General features: G+C 66.0%; 12 protein-coding genes. 4 read left to right on the top strand and 8 right to left on the bottom strand.

Going from position 1 to position 16,965, the window contains the following annotated elements; all coding sequences use genetic code 11:
• Positions 1–10 precede the first annotated feature (10 nt).
• From KW832_RS15900 to KW832_RS15890, 3 genes are all read right to left on the bottom strand, one after another.
• Positions 11–3,244: an efflux RND transporter permease subunit gene (locus KW832_RS15900; protein WP_218300633.1), complete on the bottom strand. Its 3,234-nt coding sequence runs from the start codon at positions 3,242–3,244 to the stop codon at positions 11–13.
• 28 nt (positions 3,245–3,272) lie between these two features.
• On the bottom strand, positions 3,273–4,526 hold the full coding sequence (locus tag KW832_RS15895) for an efflux RND transporter periplasmic adaptor subunit (protein WP_218300632.1): 1,254 nt from the start codon (positions 4,524–4,526) through the stop codon (positions 3,273–3,275).
• A 500-nt stretch (positions 4,527–5,026) separates the two neighbouring features.
• The gene (locus KW832_RS15890; RefSeq protein WP_176886528.1) at positions 5,027–5,905 is read right to left on the bottom strand and encodes an alpha/beta hydrolase; all 879 of its coding nucleotides are present in this window, start codon (positions 5,903–5,905) and stop codon (positions 5,027–5,029) included.
• A gap of 176 nt (positions 5,906–6,081) precedes the next feature.
• Between KW832_RS15890 and KW832_RS15885 the strand changes: the two genes are divergently transcribed.
• The 3 genes from KW832_RS15885 to KW832_RS15875 are packed head-to-tail and all read left to right on the top strand — an operon-like array spanning position 6,082 to position 7,873.
• Complete coding sequence (locus KW832_RS15885) at positions 6,082–6,999, top strand: LysR family transcriptional regulator (RefSeq protein ID WP_055400927.1); 918 nt, start codon at positions 6,082–6,084, stop codon at positions 6,997–6,999.
• A gap of 43 nt (positions 7,000–7,042) precedes the next feature.
• Entirely contained in the window at positions 7,043–7,375 is a 333-nt protein-coding gene (locus tag KW832_RS15880; protein WP_121420665.1) for a VF530 family protein, read from the top strand.
• Positions 7,376–7,381: 6 nt separating this feature from the next.
• Positions 7,382–7,873 (top strand): hypothetical protein, encoded by a 492-nt coding sequence (locus KW832_RS15875; RefSeq protein ID WP_218300631.1) that lies wholly within the window; start codon positions 7,382–7,384, stop codon positions 7,871–7,873.
• Here the strand turns inward: KW832_RS15875 and KW832_RS15870 are convergent.
• From KW832_RS15870 to KW832_RS15860, 3 genes are all read right to left on the bottom strand, one after another.
• Positions 7,839–8,798, bottom strand: a complete 960-nt coding sequence (locus KW832_RS15870) for an alpha-E domain-containing protein (protein ID WP_218300630.1) — start codon at positions 8,796–8,798, stop codon at positions 7,839–7,841. The two genes, KW832_RS15875 and KW832_RS15870, sit on opposite strands and share 35 nt — an antisense overlap.
• 2 nt (positions 8,799–8,800) lie before the next feature.
• Positions 8,801–10,336, bottom strand: a complete 1,536-nt coding sequence (locus KW832_RS15865; RefSeq protein ID WP_218300629.1) for a circularly permuted type 2 ATP-grasp protein — start codon at positions 10,334–10,336, stop codon at positions 8,801–8,803.
• 67 nt (positions 10,337–10,403) lie between these two features.
• On the bottom strand, positions 10,404–12,884 hold the full coding sequence (locus KW832_RS15860; protein ID WP_218300688.1) for a DNA internalization-related competence protein ComEC/Rec2: 2,481 nt from the start codon (positions 12,882–12,884) through the stop codon (positions 10,404–10,406).
• A 265-nt stretch (positions 12,885–13,149) separates the two neighbouring features.
• Here KW832_RS15860 and KW832_RS15855 point away from each other — a divergent pair, with 265 nt between their 5' ends.
• Complete coding sequence (locus KW832_RS15855; RefSeq protein ID WP_121505846.1) at positions 13,150–13,608, top strand: RidA family protein; 459 nt, start codon at positions 13,150–13,152, stop codon at positions 13,606–13,608.
• A gap of 130 nt (positions 13,609–13,738) precedes the next feature.
• Here KW832_RS15855 and KW832_RS15850 read toward each other — a convergent pair whose 3' ends face one another.
• Together KW832_RS15850 and KW832_RS15845 are read right to left on the bottom strand one after the other, a co-directional pair.
• Positions 13,739–15,523: a methyl-accepting chemotaxis protein gene (locus KW832_RS15850; RefSeq protein ID WP_218300628.1), complete on the bottom strand. Its 1,785-nt coding sequence runs from the start codon at positions 15,521–15,523 to the stop codon at positions 13,739–13,741.
• A gap of 331 nt (positions 15,524–15,854) precedes the next feature.
• The gene (locus tag KW832_RS15845; RefSeq protein ID WP_218300627.1) at positions 15,855–16,961 is read right to left on the bottom strand and encodes a DNA glycosylase AlkZ-like family protein; all 1,107 of its coding nucleotides are present in this window, start codon (positions 16,959–16,961) and stop codon (positions 15,855–15,857) included.
• Between the last annotated feature and the right edge of the window lie 4 nt (positions 16,962–16,965).

Below are 16,965 nucleotides of genomic sequence, written 5' to 3'. Positions count from 1 at the left end.
TTCAAAAGCATCATTCGTGCTCCTTGCGCGGCGCTGCCAGCACCGGGTGGGCAATGCCGCCGCTGCCCGGGGTGTGCGAGATGGGCGCCACATGCGTGCCATGCTCCACCAGCGGGCGGTTGCCTGCCAGCTTGCGCAGCAGCACGTAGAACACGGGCGTGAGGAACAGGCCGAAGGCCGTCACCCCAATCATTCCGGAGAACACCGCCACACCCATGGCGCTGCGCATTTCGGCGCCGGCACCGGTGGACAGCACCAGGGGCAGCACACCCATGACGAAGGCCAGTGAGGTCATCAGGATAGGACGCAAGCGCAGACGGCTGGCTTCGATGGCGGCCTGCACGGGGGTGCGCCCGGCAAACTCCAGTTCGCGCGCAAACTCCACGATCAGGATCGCGTTCTTCGCTGACAGCCCCACCAGCACGATGAGCCCGATCTGCGTGAACACGTTGTTGTCGCCGTTGCTCAGCCACACGCCGATCATGGCCGCCAGGATGCCCATGGGCACGATCAGGATGATGGCAATCGGCAAGGTGAGGCTTTCGTACTGCGCGGCCAGCACCAGAAACACCAGCAGGATGGCCAGAGGGAACACCAGCACGGCGGAGTTGCCCGCCAGGATTTCCTGGTAGGTCAGCTCGGTCCACTCGAACGTGATGCCCTGGGGCAGCGTCTCCTTGGCGATGCGCTCGATGGCCGCCTGCGCCTGGCCCGATGAATAACCGGGCGCTGGGCCGCCGTTCACATCAGCAGCCAAGTAGCCGTTGTAGCGCATGGCGCGTTCGGGGCCGAAGCTGGGCTCCATCTTCATCAGCGCCGACAGCGGCACCATCTCGCCGGTGGCAGAGCGCACCTTGAGCAGGCCCACATCTTCAGCCCGCGCGCGGTAGGCCGCATCGGCCTGCACGCGCACGCTGTAGGTGCGGCCAAACTGGTTGAAGTCGTTGGCATAGAGGCTGCCCAGGTAGATCTGCAGCGTGTCAAAGATGTCCGTCACCGGCACACCGAGCTGGCGCGCCTTGGTGCGGTCGATGTTGGCATACAGCTGCGGCACGTTGACCTGCCAGCTACTGAAGATACCGGTCAGCTCAGGTGTCTGGTAGGCCTTGGCCATGAAGGCCTTCACGGCGTTGTCCATGGCTTCGTAGCCCAGCGAGGCACGGTCTTCGATCTGCAGCTTGAAGCCGCCCGTGGTGCCCAGGCCCGCCACCGGGGGTGGCGGGAACATGGCGATGAACGCGTCCTGAATGCTGCCAAAGGCCTGGTTCAGCTGGCCTGCCACGGCGCCGCCGCTCTGGTCGGCGCGGGTGCGCTCGGCAAAGGGCTTGAGCGTGGCGAACACGATGCCGGCGTTGGAGCTGTTGGTGAAGCCGTTGATCGACAGGCCCGGGAAGGCGATCGCGTCCTCGACGTTGGGGTTCTCCTTCATGATCTCGCCCATGCGGCGGATCACGTTCTCGGTGCGGTCCAGCGTGGCGCCGTCAGGCAGCTGGGCAAAGCCGATGAGGTACTGCTTGTCCTGCGCGGGCACAAAGCCGCCGGGCACGATCTTGAACAGACCCATGGTGGCACCCACCAGCGCGAGATAGATCACAAACATCAGCGCCTTGCGGCCGATGACGCGTTTGACACCGCCGCTGTACGCCTCGGAGCCACGGTGGAACAAGCGATTGAAGCCCCGGAACAGGCTGCCAAACACCTTGTCCATGCCGCGCGTGAGCGCGTCCTTGGGCTCGTTGTGGCCTTTGAGCAGCAGTGCTGACAGGGCGGGCGACAGGGTCAGCGAGTTGATCGCCGAGATCACCGTGGAGATCGCGATGGTCACCGCGAACTGCTTGTAGAACTGGCCTGTGAGGCCACTGATGAAGGCCAGCGGCACGAACACTGCCACCAGCACCAGCGCAATCGCGATGATGGGGCCGGACACTTCACGCATGGCGCGGTAGGTGGCCTCGCGCGGGGTCAATCCCGCCTCGATGTTGCGCTCCACGTTCTCAACCACCACGATGGCATCGTCCACCACAATGCCGATGGCCAGCACCAGGCCGAACAGGCTCAAGGCGTTGATCGAGAAGCCCAGCAGGTGCAGCACCGCAAACGTACCCACCACCGACACCGGCACAGCCAGCAGCGGGATGATGGACGCGCGCCAGGTCTGCAGGAACAGGATCACCACCAGCACCACCAGGGCGATGGCTTCGAGCAGCGTGTGGATCACGGATTTGATCGAGGCACGCACGAACTGCGTGGGGTCGTACGCAATGCGGTACTCCACGCCTTCGGGCATGTTCTTCTGGATCTCGTCCATGGTGGCGCGCACGTTGGCCGAGATGTCGAGCGCGTTGGAGCCCGGCGCCTGGAACACGCCCATGCCCACGGCAGGGTCGTTGTTGAGCAGCGAGCGCAGCGAGTAGTCGGCCGCGCCCAGCTCCAGGCGGGCGATGTCGCGCAGGCGCGTCACCGCGCCGTCGGCACCGGTCTTGACGATGATGTCGCCGAACTCTTCTTCGGTCTGCAGACGGCCCTGCGCGTTGATGGACAGTTGCAGGTCCACGCCGGGCAGTCCGGGCGATGCGCCCACCACCCCGGCAGCGGCCTGGACGTTCTGGCCGCGGATGGCGGTCACCACGTCGCTGGCCGACAGGCCGCGCTGCGCGACCTTCTGCGGGTCGAGCCACACACGCATGGAGTAGTCGCCGCCGCCGAAGATCTGCACCTGGCCCACGCCGCCAATGCGGGCGAGGCGGTCCTTCACATTGAGCACCGCGTAGTTGCGCAGGTAGTCGATGTCGTAGCGGTTGTTGGGCGAGACCAGATGAACCACCATGGTCAGGTCCGGCGCGCTCTTCACAGTGGTGACGCCCAGGCGGCGCACTTCCTCGGGCAGGCGCGGTTCGGCCTGCGAGACGCGGTTTTGCACCAGCTGCTGGGCCTTGTCGGGGTCGGTGCCCAAGGCAAAGGTCACGGTCAGCGTCATCACTCCGTCGGTGGTGGCCTGGCTGCCCATGTAGAGCATGCCCTCCACGCCGTTGATGGATTCCTCGAGCGGCGTGGCCACGGTCTCGGCGATCACCTTGGGGTTGGCGCCCGGGTACTGTGCGCGCACCACCACGGAGGGCGGCGCGACTTCAGGGTACTCGGAGATGGGCAGACCGCGCAATGCGATCAGCCCCCCGAGGAAGATGAGCACCGACAGCACCCCGGCAAAGATGGGGCGGTCGATGAAAAAGCGGGATAGGTTCATGGATGCAAATTCCTCCAGTCGCTCTGGCTCAGGCCGCTGGCGACTTGGCTGCGTTCTTGGCTTCCTTGCGATCACCCGCAATCTCGGCCTTGGCGGTCATGGGGACAGGCTGCGGCGCCACCACTGCACCGGGACGCACGCGCTGCAGGCCGTTGACGACGATGTTCTCGCCCGCCTTCAGGCCCGAGGTGACCACGCGCAGACCGTCAATCGGCGCGCCCAGGGTGACCTCGCGGTACTCGGCCTTGTTGCCCTCGCCCACCACCATCACGAACTTCTTGTTCTGGTCAGTGCCCACGGCGCGCTCGTTGATGAGCAGCGCCTGGGTGTTGCGGGCCTGGCCCATGCGGATGCGGGCAAACTGACCGGGGATGAGCGAGCCGTCTTCGTTGTCGAACACGGCTCGCACGCGCACGGTGCCGCTCTTGGCGTCGACCTGGTTGTCGATGAGCTGCAGGCGACCGGCGTGCGGCGTGCCGCCCGTGGTGCCCGTGCCCATCTGCACGGGGATGCGCTCGATGAGCTGGCGGGCGCTGTTGCCGCTCTGGCCGCTTTGCAGGTCGGCCAGGGCCTTCACCACGATCTGCTCATCGGTGTCGAAGCTCGCGTAGATGGGGCTCACGGACACCAGCGTGGTCAGCACGGGGGCGCCCGCGCCGGCCGCCACCAGGTTGCCCACGGTGACTTCGATGCGGCCCACACGGCCCGCCACAGGGGCACGCACCTGGGTGTAGCCCAGGTTCAGCTTCGCGGTCTGCAGCGCGGCCTGGGCGGCGCGCAGGTTGGCATCGGCCTCGCGCTGGGCGTTCAGGCGCTCGTCATGTTCGCGCTGGGCGATGGCTTTTTCTTCGAGCAGGCGCGAGGCGCGCTCCAGTTCGCTGCGGGTGTACGACACGCGTGCCTGTGCAGCCACCACCTGGGCTTCGGCGCGGTCCACTTCGGCGGCGTAAGGGGCGGGGTCCACCGTCACGAGCAGCTCGCCCTGCTTGACCAGCGAGCCTTCGCGGAAGTGCACGGCCTGCACGGCGCCCGAGACGCGCGGGCGCACGTCCACGCGCTGCACGGCTTCGAGGCGGCCGGAGAACTCGTCCCACAGGGCGATGTCTTTTTGGAGCACGGCTGCCACCGACACCGGCATGGCCGGGGGCGCAGCAGGGGTGCCATCAGCCTGGGCGGCGGGCGCCTGGAACACAAGGATGATGGCGGCCACGGTGGCCGTCACAGCAGTGGCAAGGGTGGCCAGGCCCAGCGGGCGGCTCTTGGAGAGAGGATTGGAGTTCATGGTCGTTTCAATCGTTAAGGCCGCCCTTGTGGAGCGAGCCAGTGGAGGTTTTCTGCCGCGCCCCGGTAGGTGGCGTTGTGCCGACAAGAGTCAAAAAAGGTGTCACAACCGTGGGCAGATGGGCAGTCTCGGCAATGACACCGTGGCAAAGTCAAGGCCCCGGCAGCACACCGCCGGGACACTGAGAACCGACGTCAGAAGACGCGGCAACACTGTGTGTTGTGACAGCCGTGGCTGCAGACAGGCAAGTCGCCCAACGGGTTGTTCATGGTGTGATTTCCTCCGTATGTATCGTTGACATCAATGGCACCTGCCCGCCGTCTGCGCCCTGATGGGCCCGGCGTGCAGAAATACGTGGGCAAAGCTTCTCCCTCCGGCACGTGTGGGCCGGAAAAATCAGCGTTGATAACCAGGTGGTTGGCGGTAAGGCCGCAGTATCAAACCTCAACCAAAGTTGAGGTCAATGACTTTCTGGAGACAGCCTTGCCGGGTTCAGGGTCTCAGGAAGGCACCGGACATCGGGTGGCTTCAAAGAACAGGCGGAACTGTTCCTGCGCACCGGTTGCGCAAGGGCATTCGTGGGGGCCGGTTTGCAGCAAGGCATCTGGCCACTGCGCCGTTTTCGAGAAAACATGGCGGGTCACCTGCAGGCCCGCCGCCTCCAGCCGGGCGGCATAGGCCAGTGCCTCATCGTGCATGGGGTCGGTGTCGCCCACCAGCACCAGCGTAGGCGGCAAGCCGGCCAGACGGTGTGCTGCGGCAGGCACCGCATAGGGGTGCTCGGCATCGCGCGGGCAACGCAGAAAATTGCGCCAGCCTTCGGCCCATTTGCAGCCAGTGGCATTGCCCGTGGCTTCGCGCAGCGAGGCTGTGCCCACACACGGGTCCAGCATGGGCGAGAGCAGGATCTGCCCGGCCAGCGGCGGGTGCGACTGGTCGCGCGCCATCAGCCCCACAGCCGCTGCCAGATTGCCGCCCGCTTCTTCACCCGCCAGGTAGACCAGTGCACCTTGCCCGCCGAGCTTGGTGCGGTTGCGGTGCACCCACTTGAGCACGTCGTAGCCCGTGTCCACCGGCTGCGGGAACGGGGTGAGCGGGTACGCCACCGACACCACAACGGCCCCCACACCTTCCAGCAGCGAGGCCACGGTGCAGCCGTTGTCCAGCCCCCCCGAGGTAAATGCGCCTCCATGAAAATGCACCACCACCGGCGACGCCTGGCCCGTCTTCTTGCGCCCATACATGCGCACGGCCACATCCTGCCCCTTGGTCACTTCAATAGTGGAGTCGGAGCACACGGAGGCGGCCTTGCCCCCTTCGGTGGGTTTGGCAACGGGTGGCAATGTGGAAGATAGCGAGGACGGCTGGTCGGGCTGCATGGCATGTACCCATTGGATTGACGATGGATGAAATGTAGTGGCTCGGGCCTTTCAGATAAACAGGTCAAACACCACCGCACTGTTTCCAAAAGCTCAACAATCAAATGGCAGTGCCCGTGTGAGAATTCCGCAGCACCCACTGGTGGGTGCTGACGTTCCAGATTCAAGGAGAAGCCATGGACCAAATACAGGCCATGCGCATATTCGTGCGGGTGGTGGAGGCCGGCACGTTTACCCGGGCAGCGGATTCGCTATCGCTGCCCAAAGCCACCGTGACCAAGCATGTGCAGGCGCTGGAGGAGCGCCTGCGCGTAAAGCTGCTCAACCGCACCACGCGGCGCGTGACGGTGACGCCCGACGGCGCCGCCTACTACGACCGCACCGTCCGGCTGCTGACCGACCTGGATGACATTGAGGCCAGCATGACCAATGCACGCGCCAATCCGCGCGGTCGCCTGCGCATCGATGTCGGCACGTCGGTGGCACAGCTGCTCATCATTCCGAACCTGGCAGAGTTTCATGCGCGGTACCCGGACATCCAGGTGGACCTGGGGGTGAGCGACCGCATCGTGGACCTGATCGGAGACAACGTGGACTGCGTGATTCGCGGTGGCGAGCTCAGCGACCAGTCGCTGGTGGCGCGGCGGGTGGGCAACCTGGAGTTCATCACGGTGGCATCGCCCGACTATCTGGCGCGCAAGGGCACGCCCACCCATCCGCTGGAGATCGAGGAAAAACACGCCAGCGTGATCTATTTTTCTCCGCAAAGCGGCCGGCACTACCCGCTGGAGTTCGTCAAGGGCTCCGAATCCATCGACATCACGGGTCCCTACCAGTTGAGCGTGAATGAAGCCAATGCCTATGTGACGTCCGTGCTGGCGGGGCTGGGTATCGGGCAGATCACCAGCTACCAGGCGCAACAACACCTGCAAAATGGCGCCCTGGTGCGGCTGATGCCCGAGTGGACCCAGCCGCCACTGCCTGTGTACGTGGTGTATCCACCCAACCGCCACCTGAGCGCCAAGGTGCGTGCGTTTGTGGACTGGGCGGCCGAGCTGTTTCAGCGCGAGACCCACCTGCAACGCACGCAGTGAAGGCATTCCACAAAGGCAGGCAGGGGCCTTTATGCTTGGGCCCATGAACGCTACCGAGTCCACCCCCACCCCTGACGCGCGCACCACCGAGGGCAGCCACACCGCGCAAGCTGCTGAACCCACACCTCCAGCAGCTTCTGCCAAACAGCCCCGCAACCCCCTGCACGGCGTAACGCTGGAAGCCATGGTAGTGGGCCTGGCAGACTATTTTGGCTGGGACGAGCTGGGCCGACAGATCCCCATCCGCTGTTTTCAGATCGACCCCAGCGTGGGTTCCAGCCTCAAGTTTTTGCGCAAAACCCCCTGGGCGCGCGAGAAGGTCGAGAGCCTTTACCTCTTCATGCTGCGCGACCAGCGGCGCAACGCGCAAGAATGACTGGCAATGCGCGCTACCACGCCCCAAACATCGCCAACCCCGAATGCGTATTCGGCACGGCTGAGCGCGCGGTATCGCAATTTTCTGGTACCTCTGCTAACGCTGGGCGTCATCGGTGGGTTCAATGCTCTGCTGACGGTTCAGTCTGGAAGGGGTGATGCGGGATGGTGGCCTGTGGCGTGGCTGGCCACCATGTTCTTGGGGGTTTTCTTCAGTGCAGCCTTCATGGCCATGGCGGGTCGCCGCAAGCTGCCGGTGGCCTACGGCATCGCTCTGGGTGCGACTGTAGGTCTGGGGCTCACGACCTATGGGTTTCTGCAGACGAGCCTGCACGCCCCTTGGGGCGCAGTGATGCCCGACTGGCTGCGTGGCGCGCAGGCAAGAGCCTGGCTGGGCTCTCCCTGGGCACCACTCCTTCCCTACGCAGCGGGGCTGGCCTTGCATGGCGCCGCCATGCTGGTTTTCAATCGCCGGACGTCACCAGAAAATCGCGGCTGATGCCGCCACCCAGGTCGTTGACCCGGTCCAGGAACTGCGTGAGGAACGCGTGCAGGCCCGTGGTCAGGATCTCGTCGATGCGACCGTACTGCAGGTCGGCCAGCAAGCGCCCTGCCCTGCGGCTGGTTTCGGCGGACTGCCCGTTGGCCAGCACGGCCAGGTTGTCCACCACCTCGCGCAGACAGGCGTGCAGCGATCGGGGCATATCGCGGCTCAGGATCAGCAGGTCGGCCACGCGCCCCGGCGTGATCACATCGCGGTAGACCTTGCGGTACACCTCGAACGCCGACACGCTGCGCAAGATGGCGCTCCAGTGGTAGAAGTCGCTTTCTTGGTTGCGGTCGCTGGGGCGGCCAAAAAAGTCATTCTTCACGGCGTGGAACTTCACATCCAGCAGGCGCGCAGTGTTGTCTGCGCGCTCCAGGAAGGTGCCCATGCGCAAAAAGTGAAACGCCTCGTCCTGCAGCATCGTGCCGAGCACCACGCCGCGTGAGAGGTGCGAGCGGTACTTCACCCATTCAAAGAACTGGCCTGGATCGCGCTCAAAGGCGCCGCCTTCCAGCTGGCGGTGCAGCTCCAGCCAGGTCTGGTTCTGCGTTTCCCACACCTCGGTGGTCAACGCACCGCGCACGGCCCGCGCGTTCTCGCGCGCGGCACGCAGGCATGACAGGATGGACGACGGGTTGTTGCCATCGTGCACCATGAACTCCAGCACGTTGGCGGGCGTCACTTCGCCATGCTTGGCGGTGTAGGCAGGAATCAGCTCGCTGATGGACAGCAGGCCCTCCCAGCCTTTCTGCGCCACATCGGCAGCCTGGGGCAGCAGGGAAGTCTCGTAGCTCACATTGAGCATTCTTGCTGTGTTCTCAGCCCGCTCGGTGTAGCGGGACATCCAGAACAGATGGTCGGCGGTGCGGCTCAGCATGTTCAGAGACTCCCTTGCGATTGACTTTGCGACTGGCCCTGGGATTGCGATTGCGACTGGGATTGCACGGCCTTGGGTTGCGCGGCAGGAGCACCCTCGCCCAGCACCCAGGTGTCCTTGGTGCCGCCGCCCTGCGAGGAATTCACCACCAGCGAGCCCTCTTGCAGTGCCACGCGCGTGAGGCCCCCTGCGGCCATCTGCACCTCGCGACCGCTGAGCACGAAGGGGCGCAGGTCGATGTGGCGCGGGGCGATGCCGCTTTCCACATAGGTCGGGCAGCTCGACAGGCTGAGCGTGGGCTGGGCGATGTAGCCCGCCGGGTTGGCCAGCAGCGCACGGCGGAAGTCCTCGATCTCGGCCTGCGTGGCGGCCGGGCCGATCAGCATGCCGTAGCCACCCGCGCCGTGCACTTCCTTCACGACCAAGTCCTTCAGGTTGGCCAGCACATACTGCAGATCCTCCTGCTTGCGGCACATCCACGTGGGCACGTTCTTGAGGATGGGCTCCTGCCCCAGGTAGAAGCGGATCATCTCGGGCACGTAGGGGTACACCGACTTGTCGTCGGCCACGCCCGTTCCCACGGCGTTGCAGATGCCCACGTTGCCTGCGCGGTAGGCCTCCATGAGACCGTGGCAGCCCAGCGTGGAGTTGCGGCGGAAGACCTGCGGATCGAGGAAGTCGTCGTCCACCCGGCGGTAGATCACGTCCACCCGCTGCAGGCCGCGCGTGGTGCGCATGTAGACGAACTTGTCCTTGACGACGAGGTCCTGCCCTTCGACCAGCTCCACGCCCATCTGCTGCGCGAGGAAGGCATGCTCGAAGTACGCGCTGTTGTGCATGCCGGGCGTGAGCACCACCACCGTGGGCTCGTCGGCCGCTGCGGGCGCGCTGGCGCGCAGGGTTTCGAGCAGCATGTCGGGGTAGTGGGCCACGGGCGCCACCTTGTGCAGGCTAAACAGCTCGGGGAACAGCCGCATCATCATCTTGCGGTTTTCCAGCATGTAGCTCACGCCGCTGGGCACGCGCAGGTTGTCTTCCAGCACGTAGTACTCGCCCTCGCCCTGCGCGTTGGGGGCGCGCACGATGTCGATGCCGGCAATGTGCGCGTAGATGTTCTGCGGCACATGCAACCCGGCCATCTCGGGCCGGTACTGCGCGTTGTTGAGGATGAGGTCGGCAGGCACGATGCCGGCGCGGATGATGTCCTGCCCGTGGTACACGTCGTGGATGAAGCGATTGAGCGCCGTGACCCGCTGCACCAGCCCCTGCTGCATGCTGCTCCACTCATGGGCCGGAATGATGCGCGGAATCAGGTCAAACGGAATCAACCGCTCATTGCCCGCGCCGCCCTCGTCCTTTGCGCCGTAAACGGCGAAGGTAATGCCCACGCGCCGGAAGATCATCTCGGCTTCGGCCCTGCGGGCCTGCATCACATCAGGGGGCTGTTTGCTCAACCACTGCGCGTAGCGCTTGTAGTGTTCCCGCACATCGCTGCCATCAAAAGGCAGCATGGCGTACATCTCGTCAAATTTCTGCATGAACTGGCCTCCTGAAGACAGGATAGCAAGTTGCGCGCCCACACTCTGCAAACGGCCCCTGGTGGCACTACGGCATCGCGCCTGCTGAGTCCGCCCGGGGCACCATCTGGTGCTGCCAGTAGCGTCGGCCCGCATCGCGTTCACACCCTATTGCTGCGGGTTTGGCAGAGGCCCAGGTCGCGGCGCCACAGCGCGAAGACTCCACCACCTCGATGTCGCGAAGGCGATAGCGCTGCAACACCTGCGGGGCTGGATGGCCAAAGCGGTTGCGGTACCCGGCTTGCACCAAAGCAGTGCGCGGCTGGACGGCATCCAGAAACGCCGGGGACGATGATGTCTTGCTGCCGTGGTGGGGCACCAGCAGCAGGTCGGCCTGGAGCGCCGCACCGCGCGCCAGCAGGGCCTGTTCCTGCGGGGCTTCGATGTCGCCCACCAGCAAGGCCGACACGCCCTGCGGCCCGGCGGAGGTGATGCGCAGCACACAGCTCAGCGCATTGGGGCGCACGCTGCGCACCGCCGCGTCGTCCGGCTGCGGGTGCAGCACTTCGAAGGCCACACCATCCCATTCCCAGCGCTGGCCCGCCAGGCAGGGCTGGACTGGGCGCAAGGCCTGCAAGGTGTTCTCTGCCTCGATCGAGCCCACCAGCTCCGCATGCGGCTGCTGCGCCAGCACCGCGGCCGCACCGCCGGTGTGGTCTGCATCGCGGTGGCTGAGCATGAGGGTGTCCACGCGCTCCCCCAGTGCCCGCAGCAGCGGCACCAGCACGCGGTGGCCCGCGTCGCTCTCGCGGCTGAAACGCGGCCCTGCGTCGTACAGCAGCGTGTGGGTGGCGGTGCGCACCAGCACCGCATTGCCCTGGCCGATGTCTGCGGCCAGCAGTTCAAACTGCCCTGCCGCCGGGCGCACCGGCTGCCACCACAGCGCGGGCCACAGGAGGGGAAATGCCAGCAGCCGCAGCCGCCAGGGCAGGCGCGTGGCCAGCAGCGCGCCTCCGGCCACGGCCAGCATGCCTGCCCACAACGGCGCGGCAGGCAGGAAGACCACGGCCCAGGGCCACAACGCCAGCCATTGCAGCAGGGCTGCCAGCGGCTGCAAACTGAGGGCGGCCAGGCTCCACAAGGGTGCCCACAGCACGCCGCCCAACGCCAGCGGGGTGATCACCAGGGTGACCCAGGGAATCGCCACCAGGTTGGCGGCAAAACCCACCACCGACACCTGGCCAAACAACAGCAGGGTCAGGGGCGTGAGCGCCAGCGTCACCACCCACTGCTCCCGAATCAATACATAAAAATGGTGCCTAGCGCTAGTTGGATAAGCGCTACCAGCTATTGAATTAGTAGCGAACAGAATACCCACCGCCACAAAGCTCAGCCAGAAGCCTGCCTGCGCCAGCGCCCACGGGTCTGCCGCCACCACGGCCGCACACGCCCACAGCCACACCTGCGGCCAGGGCCAGCGGCGGCCGCTGAGCTGCAGCACGGCAATGGCAGCCAGCATGATCACCGTGCGCTGTGCAGGCACGCCCCAGCCGCTGAACAGCGCGTAGGCTGCCGCCAGCACCACCCCGGAGGCCAGTGCTGCAGAGGGCGCGGGCACCGCCAGGCACAGCCGGGTGGAACGCCGCCACAGGGCACCCACCACCAGCGCGGCCAGCCAGGCAAACAAGGTGATGTGAAGCCCGGAGATGCTCATGAGGTGAGCCACGCCCGTGGCGCGGAACACATCCCAATCGGCACGGTCAATGGCGCGCTGGTCACCTGTCACCAACGCCGCCACCACGCCCGCAACGCGCGTGCGGGCAGGGTCACTGCCATCCTGGTCGCCCGCCAGGCGCTCCAGGATCGCATCGCGCACCGACTGCCGCGCCCGCTCCACCGGATGCAGCCAGGTTGCTGTCACAAACTCGGGCGGCTCGTCCTTGGGCCCTGCACGCACGTAGCCTGTGGCCTGCACGCCCTGCTCCCACATCCACAACTCGTAGTCAAAACCATGGGGGTTGCGCAGCCCGTGCGGCGCCTTCAGGCGCACCGTCAACGCCCAGCGGTCGCCGGCTTTCAGGGCGGGCGGTGGACGCTGCAGGTCCAAGGTTCCGGCCGCATCGCGGAACGGGCCGCCGTACCAGGCCACATCGATGCGCGGCGGCAGCGTCACCGGGGCACCGTTCAGGCGCGCGGCCTCCACGTCCACGCGGATGCGGGTGCCAGCCTCGTTGGTCTGCGGCATGGCCGCCACCACGCCGGTCACCCGGATGTCCTGGCCCTCCAGCGCGGGCGCAAGGCCCTGGGCCGCATAGTCCACAGCGCGCAGCCCACACAGGGCGAACATCACCAGCAATCCGGCGCCCACGGCCAGCGCGGTGGCCGCATGAGCGCCCCATCTGCGTCGCCTGGACGCTGCCCGCGCGCACCCGCCCACCACACACGCCGCCACCAGAACCGCCCCGTAGACCACCCCGGGCCACAACACCGGCTGCTGCAGCTGCAGCGCGGCCCCCAATACGGCCCCCAGCAGCCACGCAGGCAAGCGCCAAGGAACGGCGGCGACCATCGCGGAGCTTTCGCTGGCCACGGCGCCATCCAGGCCCCCAGGGGCGGATGAAATGGCATTAGGGGCGCTTATGGCGGGCATGGGCTGATGCTAATGCGATGCCTGGGGGCTGGCCGCTGGATTCTGCACACCAGGCTGTGTAACACTCGCGGCCATCCGGGTGCCGCCGGACCGCGAAGCCACCGCGCTGACCAGCAGGCCGTGCCGGCGCACCTGCACCGGCCAGCCCCCGCCATCCACCTTCACGCCAAACCGAGGAAAGACCATGAGCGTTTACGACAAGCTGAAAGAACTCAACATCACCCTGCCCCCCGTGTCGGTGCCCGCTGCCGCCTATGTGCCCTATGTGCAGACGGGCAACCTGGTGTTCCTGTCCGGCCACATCGCACGCAAGGACGGCAAGCCCTGGGCCGCGCAGTTTGGCCGCGATATCGGCACCGAAGAAGGCAAGGAAGCTGCACGCTCGGTAGCGATTGACCTCATGGGCACGTTGCAGGCTGCCTGTGGCGGCGACCTCAACCGCGTCAAGCGCATCGTCAAGGTCATGAGCCTGGTGAATTCCACGGGTGATTTCACCGAGCAGCACCTGGTGACCAACGGTGCCAGCGAACTGCTGGGCCAGGTCTTTGGCGAAAAAGGCGTGCACGCCCGCAGTGCTTTTGGCGTGGCGCAGATCCCCCTGGGCGCCTGCGTGGAAATCGAGCTGATCGCAGAGCTGGCCTGACAGACCCCACCCCCCTCACCAAAAAAACCCATGGCATGACTGCCATGGGTTTTTTTGTTTTCTGCGCTGGGCGGTGACGGATACGCCCCTCCCAGCCGCCATGACACCATGGCTGCCAGTTGTCAGAGCGTCAAAAAGACTCCCAGTCCTCTTCCGATCCCTGGGCCACCGCGGGCTTGCGGCTGGCGGGTGCAGGTGCGGCAGATACCTTGGCAACAGCGGCCGCTGCAGCCGGAGCCTTGGCCACCGCAGCGGGCGTGCCGTGGAGTGCCTTCGCACCAGAACCCGGTGCGGGCCGTGCGGGTGCCTGTGGCCGCTGGGCAGCCGTGGCGCGCGCCGCACCAATGGCCGCCTGCGCGGGCCCATAGCTGGCGGCATTCACCTTGAACATGGACACCTCGCGCGCCAGGTGATCTGCCTGCTCACGCAGGCTCTGGGCGGCGGCGGCGCTTTCTTCCACCAGCGCCGCATTCTGCTGCGTCATCTGGTCAAGGTTGCTGATCGCCTTGTTGACCTGCGACACCCCCGCACTCTGTTCGGACGATGCTGCGGTGATCTCGCCAATCATGTCGGTCACGCGCTGCACCGACTGCACGATGTCGGTCATGGTGGTGCCCGCGTCCGACACCAGGCGCGAGCCCGTCTCCACCTTCTCGACCGACGCACTGATGAGCAACTTGATCTCCTTGGCGGCCTCGGCGCTGCGCTGGGCAAGGCTGCGCACCTCGCTGGCCACCACCGCAAAACCCCGGCCCTGCTCACCCGCGCGGGCTGCTTCCACAGCGGCGTTCAGCGCGAGGATGTTGGTCTGAAAGGCTATGCCATCAATCACGCCAATGATGTCCGCGATCTTCTTGCTGCTGTGGTTGATGTCCTCCATCGTGGCCACCACCTGGTTCACCACCTCGCCGCCCCGGCGCGCCACGCCCGTGGCGCCCGCCGCCAGGCTGCTGGCCTGCTGCGCACTGCCTGCGCTTTGCTGGATGGTGCTGGTGAACTGCTCCATTGCGGCCGCCGTCTCCTGCAGGTTGCTGGAGGTCTGCTCGGTGCGGGCCGAAAGGTCGTGGTTGCCCGTAGCGATCTCGGCGCTGGCGATGGCGATGCTGTCGGTGCTCTGGCGCACCTGGTGCACCATGCGACCCAAGGCGCTGCTCATGGCATACAGCGAACGCAGCAGGTCGCCAAACTCGTCGCCCCGGGTCACGGATTCCTGCATGCTCAGGTCGCCCCCGGCAATGCGTTCGGCCAGCCCGTTGGCCTGCTCCAAGGGCCGCTGGATGCTGCCGATCAGGTAGTAGGCACCCACAATGATGGCCAGCAGCAGCAGGCCCACGGCCACGGCAGCAATCTTGACCGTCAGCATGCGCTCTGCCGCCATCTGCTTCTGAACGGCCTCGGCACCTTGCTGCTGCTGCTGAACGAACTCACGCAGCGTGGTGGTGTAGGCCGCCACCGAAGGGTTGTACTTCTGGGTGATCAACGTCACAGCCTGTTCTTGCTGCCCATCGCTCTTGAGTTTGCGGGCCTCGCCGCGCAGGTCGATCATGGTCTTGCGCGCAGCGGCGATCTTGGCCATCTGCTGCTTGTCGGCCTCCGACAGGGCCATGGATTCCAGCGACTTTTGCACTTCGCTGATCTGCGCCGATGTGGCCGTGATCACGTCCTTGAACTCGGCTTCGACGGCCGGGTCGCTGCTGACGATCAGGGCCTGGGTTCTGGCGGCATTGGTCTCGGTAAGACCCGACCAGCGCAATGCTGCCTGCACGCGCGACTCCATGTCTTTGCTCACCGCATCAGCATGGGCCTGTACCTTGGCAGACCGGTAGGCCGCAAAGCCCACCACCGCCACCAGCATGACCACAATCAAAATCACCGCCAGCCAGAGCTTGTGAGCCATCCGAAGATGCTTGGGCATGGTTGCCTCCTGAAGCGTTGTGTTTGTGTACAGATGTTGCACGCTTTTTCACGATTGCACAAACTCCGTCACTGCACATCAGGGTCTGCCCTGCCTGCATGGGTCCCACCACACCTCCCGGGGCGGGCATCATCGCGCCGCCAGAGTTCGGCCACGGGGTTTCAGCAGGTCGTGTCGCTCGGGCAAATGCCCCATTCGCATGCCATCTGTACGCCCACCGTCGACAAAAGCGCGGTGCCAGCGGCCCCTGTCGCCCGCTGCAACACCCTGAAAAAAACTGGCGACAGGTGCTAACTCGCAGGCCCGGGGTGCCGGGTGCATGAGCGGGCTGTCAGGCTGCGGAGCCGAGGAAGGCCTCAAAACGCGCCAGTTCCTCGCCCAGCGCGCGCCGGAACCCCGCGTCGCGTGGTGGGCGCCCGGCCACAAAACCCAGAGCATGCTGCAGCCGACCACGCTCCACGCGCAGGTTGGCCCAGCCCACCATCTGTTCGCCCCACAGCACCGGCAACGCATAGTGGCCCATGGTGCGCTTGGGCGCCGGTACATACGCCTCGAACCGGTACGCCCAGCCCCACAGCATCTCGAAGCGGCGTCGGTCCCACACCACGGGATCGAACGGTGCCAATAGCCGCACGCCGTTATCCGGCTGGTGGCGGCGCGATGCCGGACTTTCAGCGACAGGCCAAAACCAGGTGGTTCCATCGACCACCGCATGGCCGTAGCGTGACGGTGCGGCCTTGGCCACCGCGCGCGCCTCGGCAGCCAGCTGCGGTGCGCCGTAGCGCAGCAGCGTGACCAGGTAGCCCAGGCTGGGTGCAGGCAACGGGGCATACAGCGCCACGATGCGATCCACCAGGGCTTCGGCGCGGGCCAAACGTGCGGCGGGGCTGACGTCCTGCTCGGGGTGCGCAACGGGTGCATACACCCGAGTGCCCGACTCGCGGCGGCACACCCGCAACCAGCCGTGGTGGTGCATCGCATCCAGCAGGCGTGTGCTGGCATTGAGCTCGCCGCCCCAGTAGCCCGCCACGCGGCCATGGTGCGCAAACGCTTCGCTCACTTCGCGCGGGTGCACCATGCCCCGCTCCTGCACAAACGCCAGCACCTCACGCGCACGTTCGGTAGTGGCGGCGTCCCACGGCCTGCGCGGCGTGCGCGGGTGCAGCAGCGCCAGCATCTCGCGGGACACAAAGCCGTAGTTAACGAAGGCGTCTTCTTCAATACCTAAGCGCTCGTAGCGGCGTTCCAGGTCACCCGCGCGGTAGTCGCGCACCCGCAGACGCAAAATCAGGTCCTGCGCCCGCGCGGGTGCTCGCATCGGGTCAGCCTGCACAAACCCCAGCTTGCGGATTGCGCCGGGCAGCGTCAGCGGTTTGAACAGGCTGCGCGCAATCGCGTAGCGGCGCAGCTCATCCAGCGTGGGTGAGCGCGACGCCACAGTC

It is taken from the genome of Acidovorax sp. sif0632, assembly GCF_019218805.1.
In the GTDB taxonomy this organism is placed as follows: Bacteria; Pseudomonadota; Gammaproteobacteria; order Burkholderiales; family Burkholderiaceae_C; genus Acidovorax; species Acidovorax facilis.
Note: the sequence above shows the minus strand (reverse complement) of the source record. Positions and strands in the feature narration are given on the sequence as shown.

What these genes read in the sequence shown, in the direction of transcription:
- KW832_RS15900 (WP_218300633.1), bottom strand. Translation starts at nt 3,244, where the DNA reads ATGAACCTATCCCGCTTTTTCATCGACCGCCCCATCTTTGCCGGGGTG.
- KW832_RS15895 (WP_218300632.1), bottom strand. Translation starts at nt 4,526, where the DNA reads ATGAACTCCAATCCTCTCTCCAAGAGCCGCCCGCTGGGCCTGGCCACC.
- KW832_RS15890 (WP_176886528.1), bottom strand. Translation starts at nt 5,905, where the DNA reads ATGCAGCCCGACCAGCCGTCCTCGCTATCTTCCACATTGCCACCCGTT.
- KW832_RS15885 (WP_055400927.1), top strand. Translation starts at nt 6,082, where the DNA reads ATGGACCAAATACAGGCCATGCGCATATTCGTGCGGGTGGTGGAGGCC.
- KW832_RS15880 (WP_121420665.1), top strand. Translation starts at nt 7,043, where the DNA reads ATGAACGCTACCGAGTCCACCCCCACCCCTGACGCGCGCACCACCGAG.
- KW832_RS15875 (WP_218300631.1), top strand. Translation starts at nt 7,382, where the DNA reads ATGCGCGCTACCACGCCCCAAACATCGCCAACCCCGAATGCGTATTCG.
- KW832_RS15870 (WP_218300630.1), bottom strand. Translation starts at nt 8,798, where the DNA reads ATGCTGAGCCGCACCGCCGACCATCTGTTCTGGATGTCCCGCTACACC.
- KW832_RS15865 (WP_218300629.1), bottom strand. Translation starts at nt 10,336, where the DNA reads ATGCAGAAATTTGACGAGATGTACGCCATGCTGCCTTTTGATGGCAGC.
- KW832_RS15860 (WP_218300688.1), bottom strand. Translation starts at nt 12,884, where the DNA reads ATGGTCGCCGCCGTTCCTTGGCGCTTGCCTGCGTGGCTGCTGGGGGCC.
- KW832_RS15855 (WP_121505846.1), top strand. Translation starts at nt 13,150, where the DNA reads ATGAGCGTTTACGACAAGCTGAAAGAACTCAACATCACCCTGCCCCCC.
- KW832_RS15850 (WP_218300628.1), bottom strand. Translation starts at nt 15,523, where the DNA reads ATGCCCAAGCATCTTCGGATGGCTCACAAGCTCTGGCTGGCGGTGATT.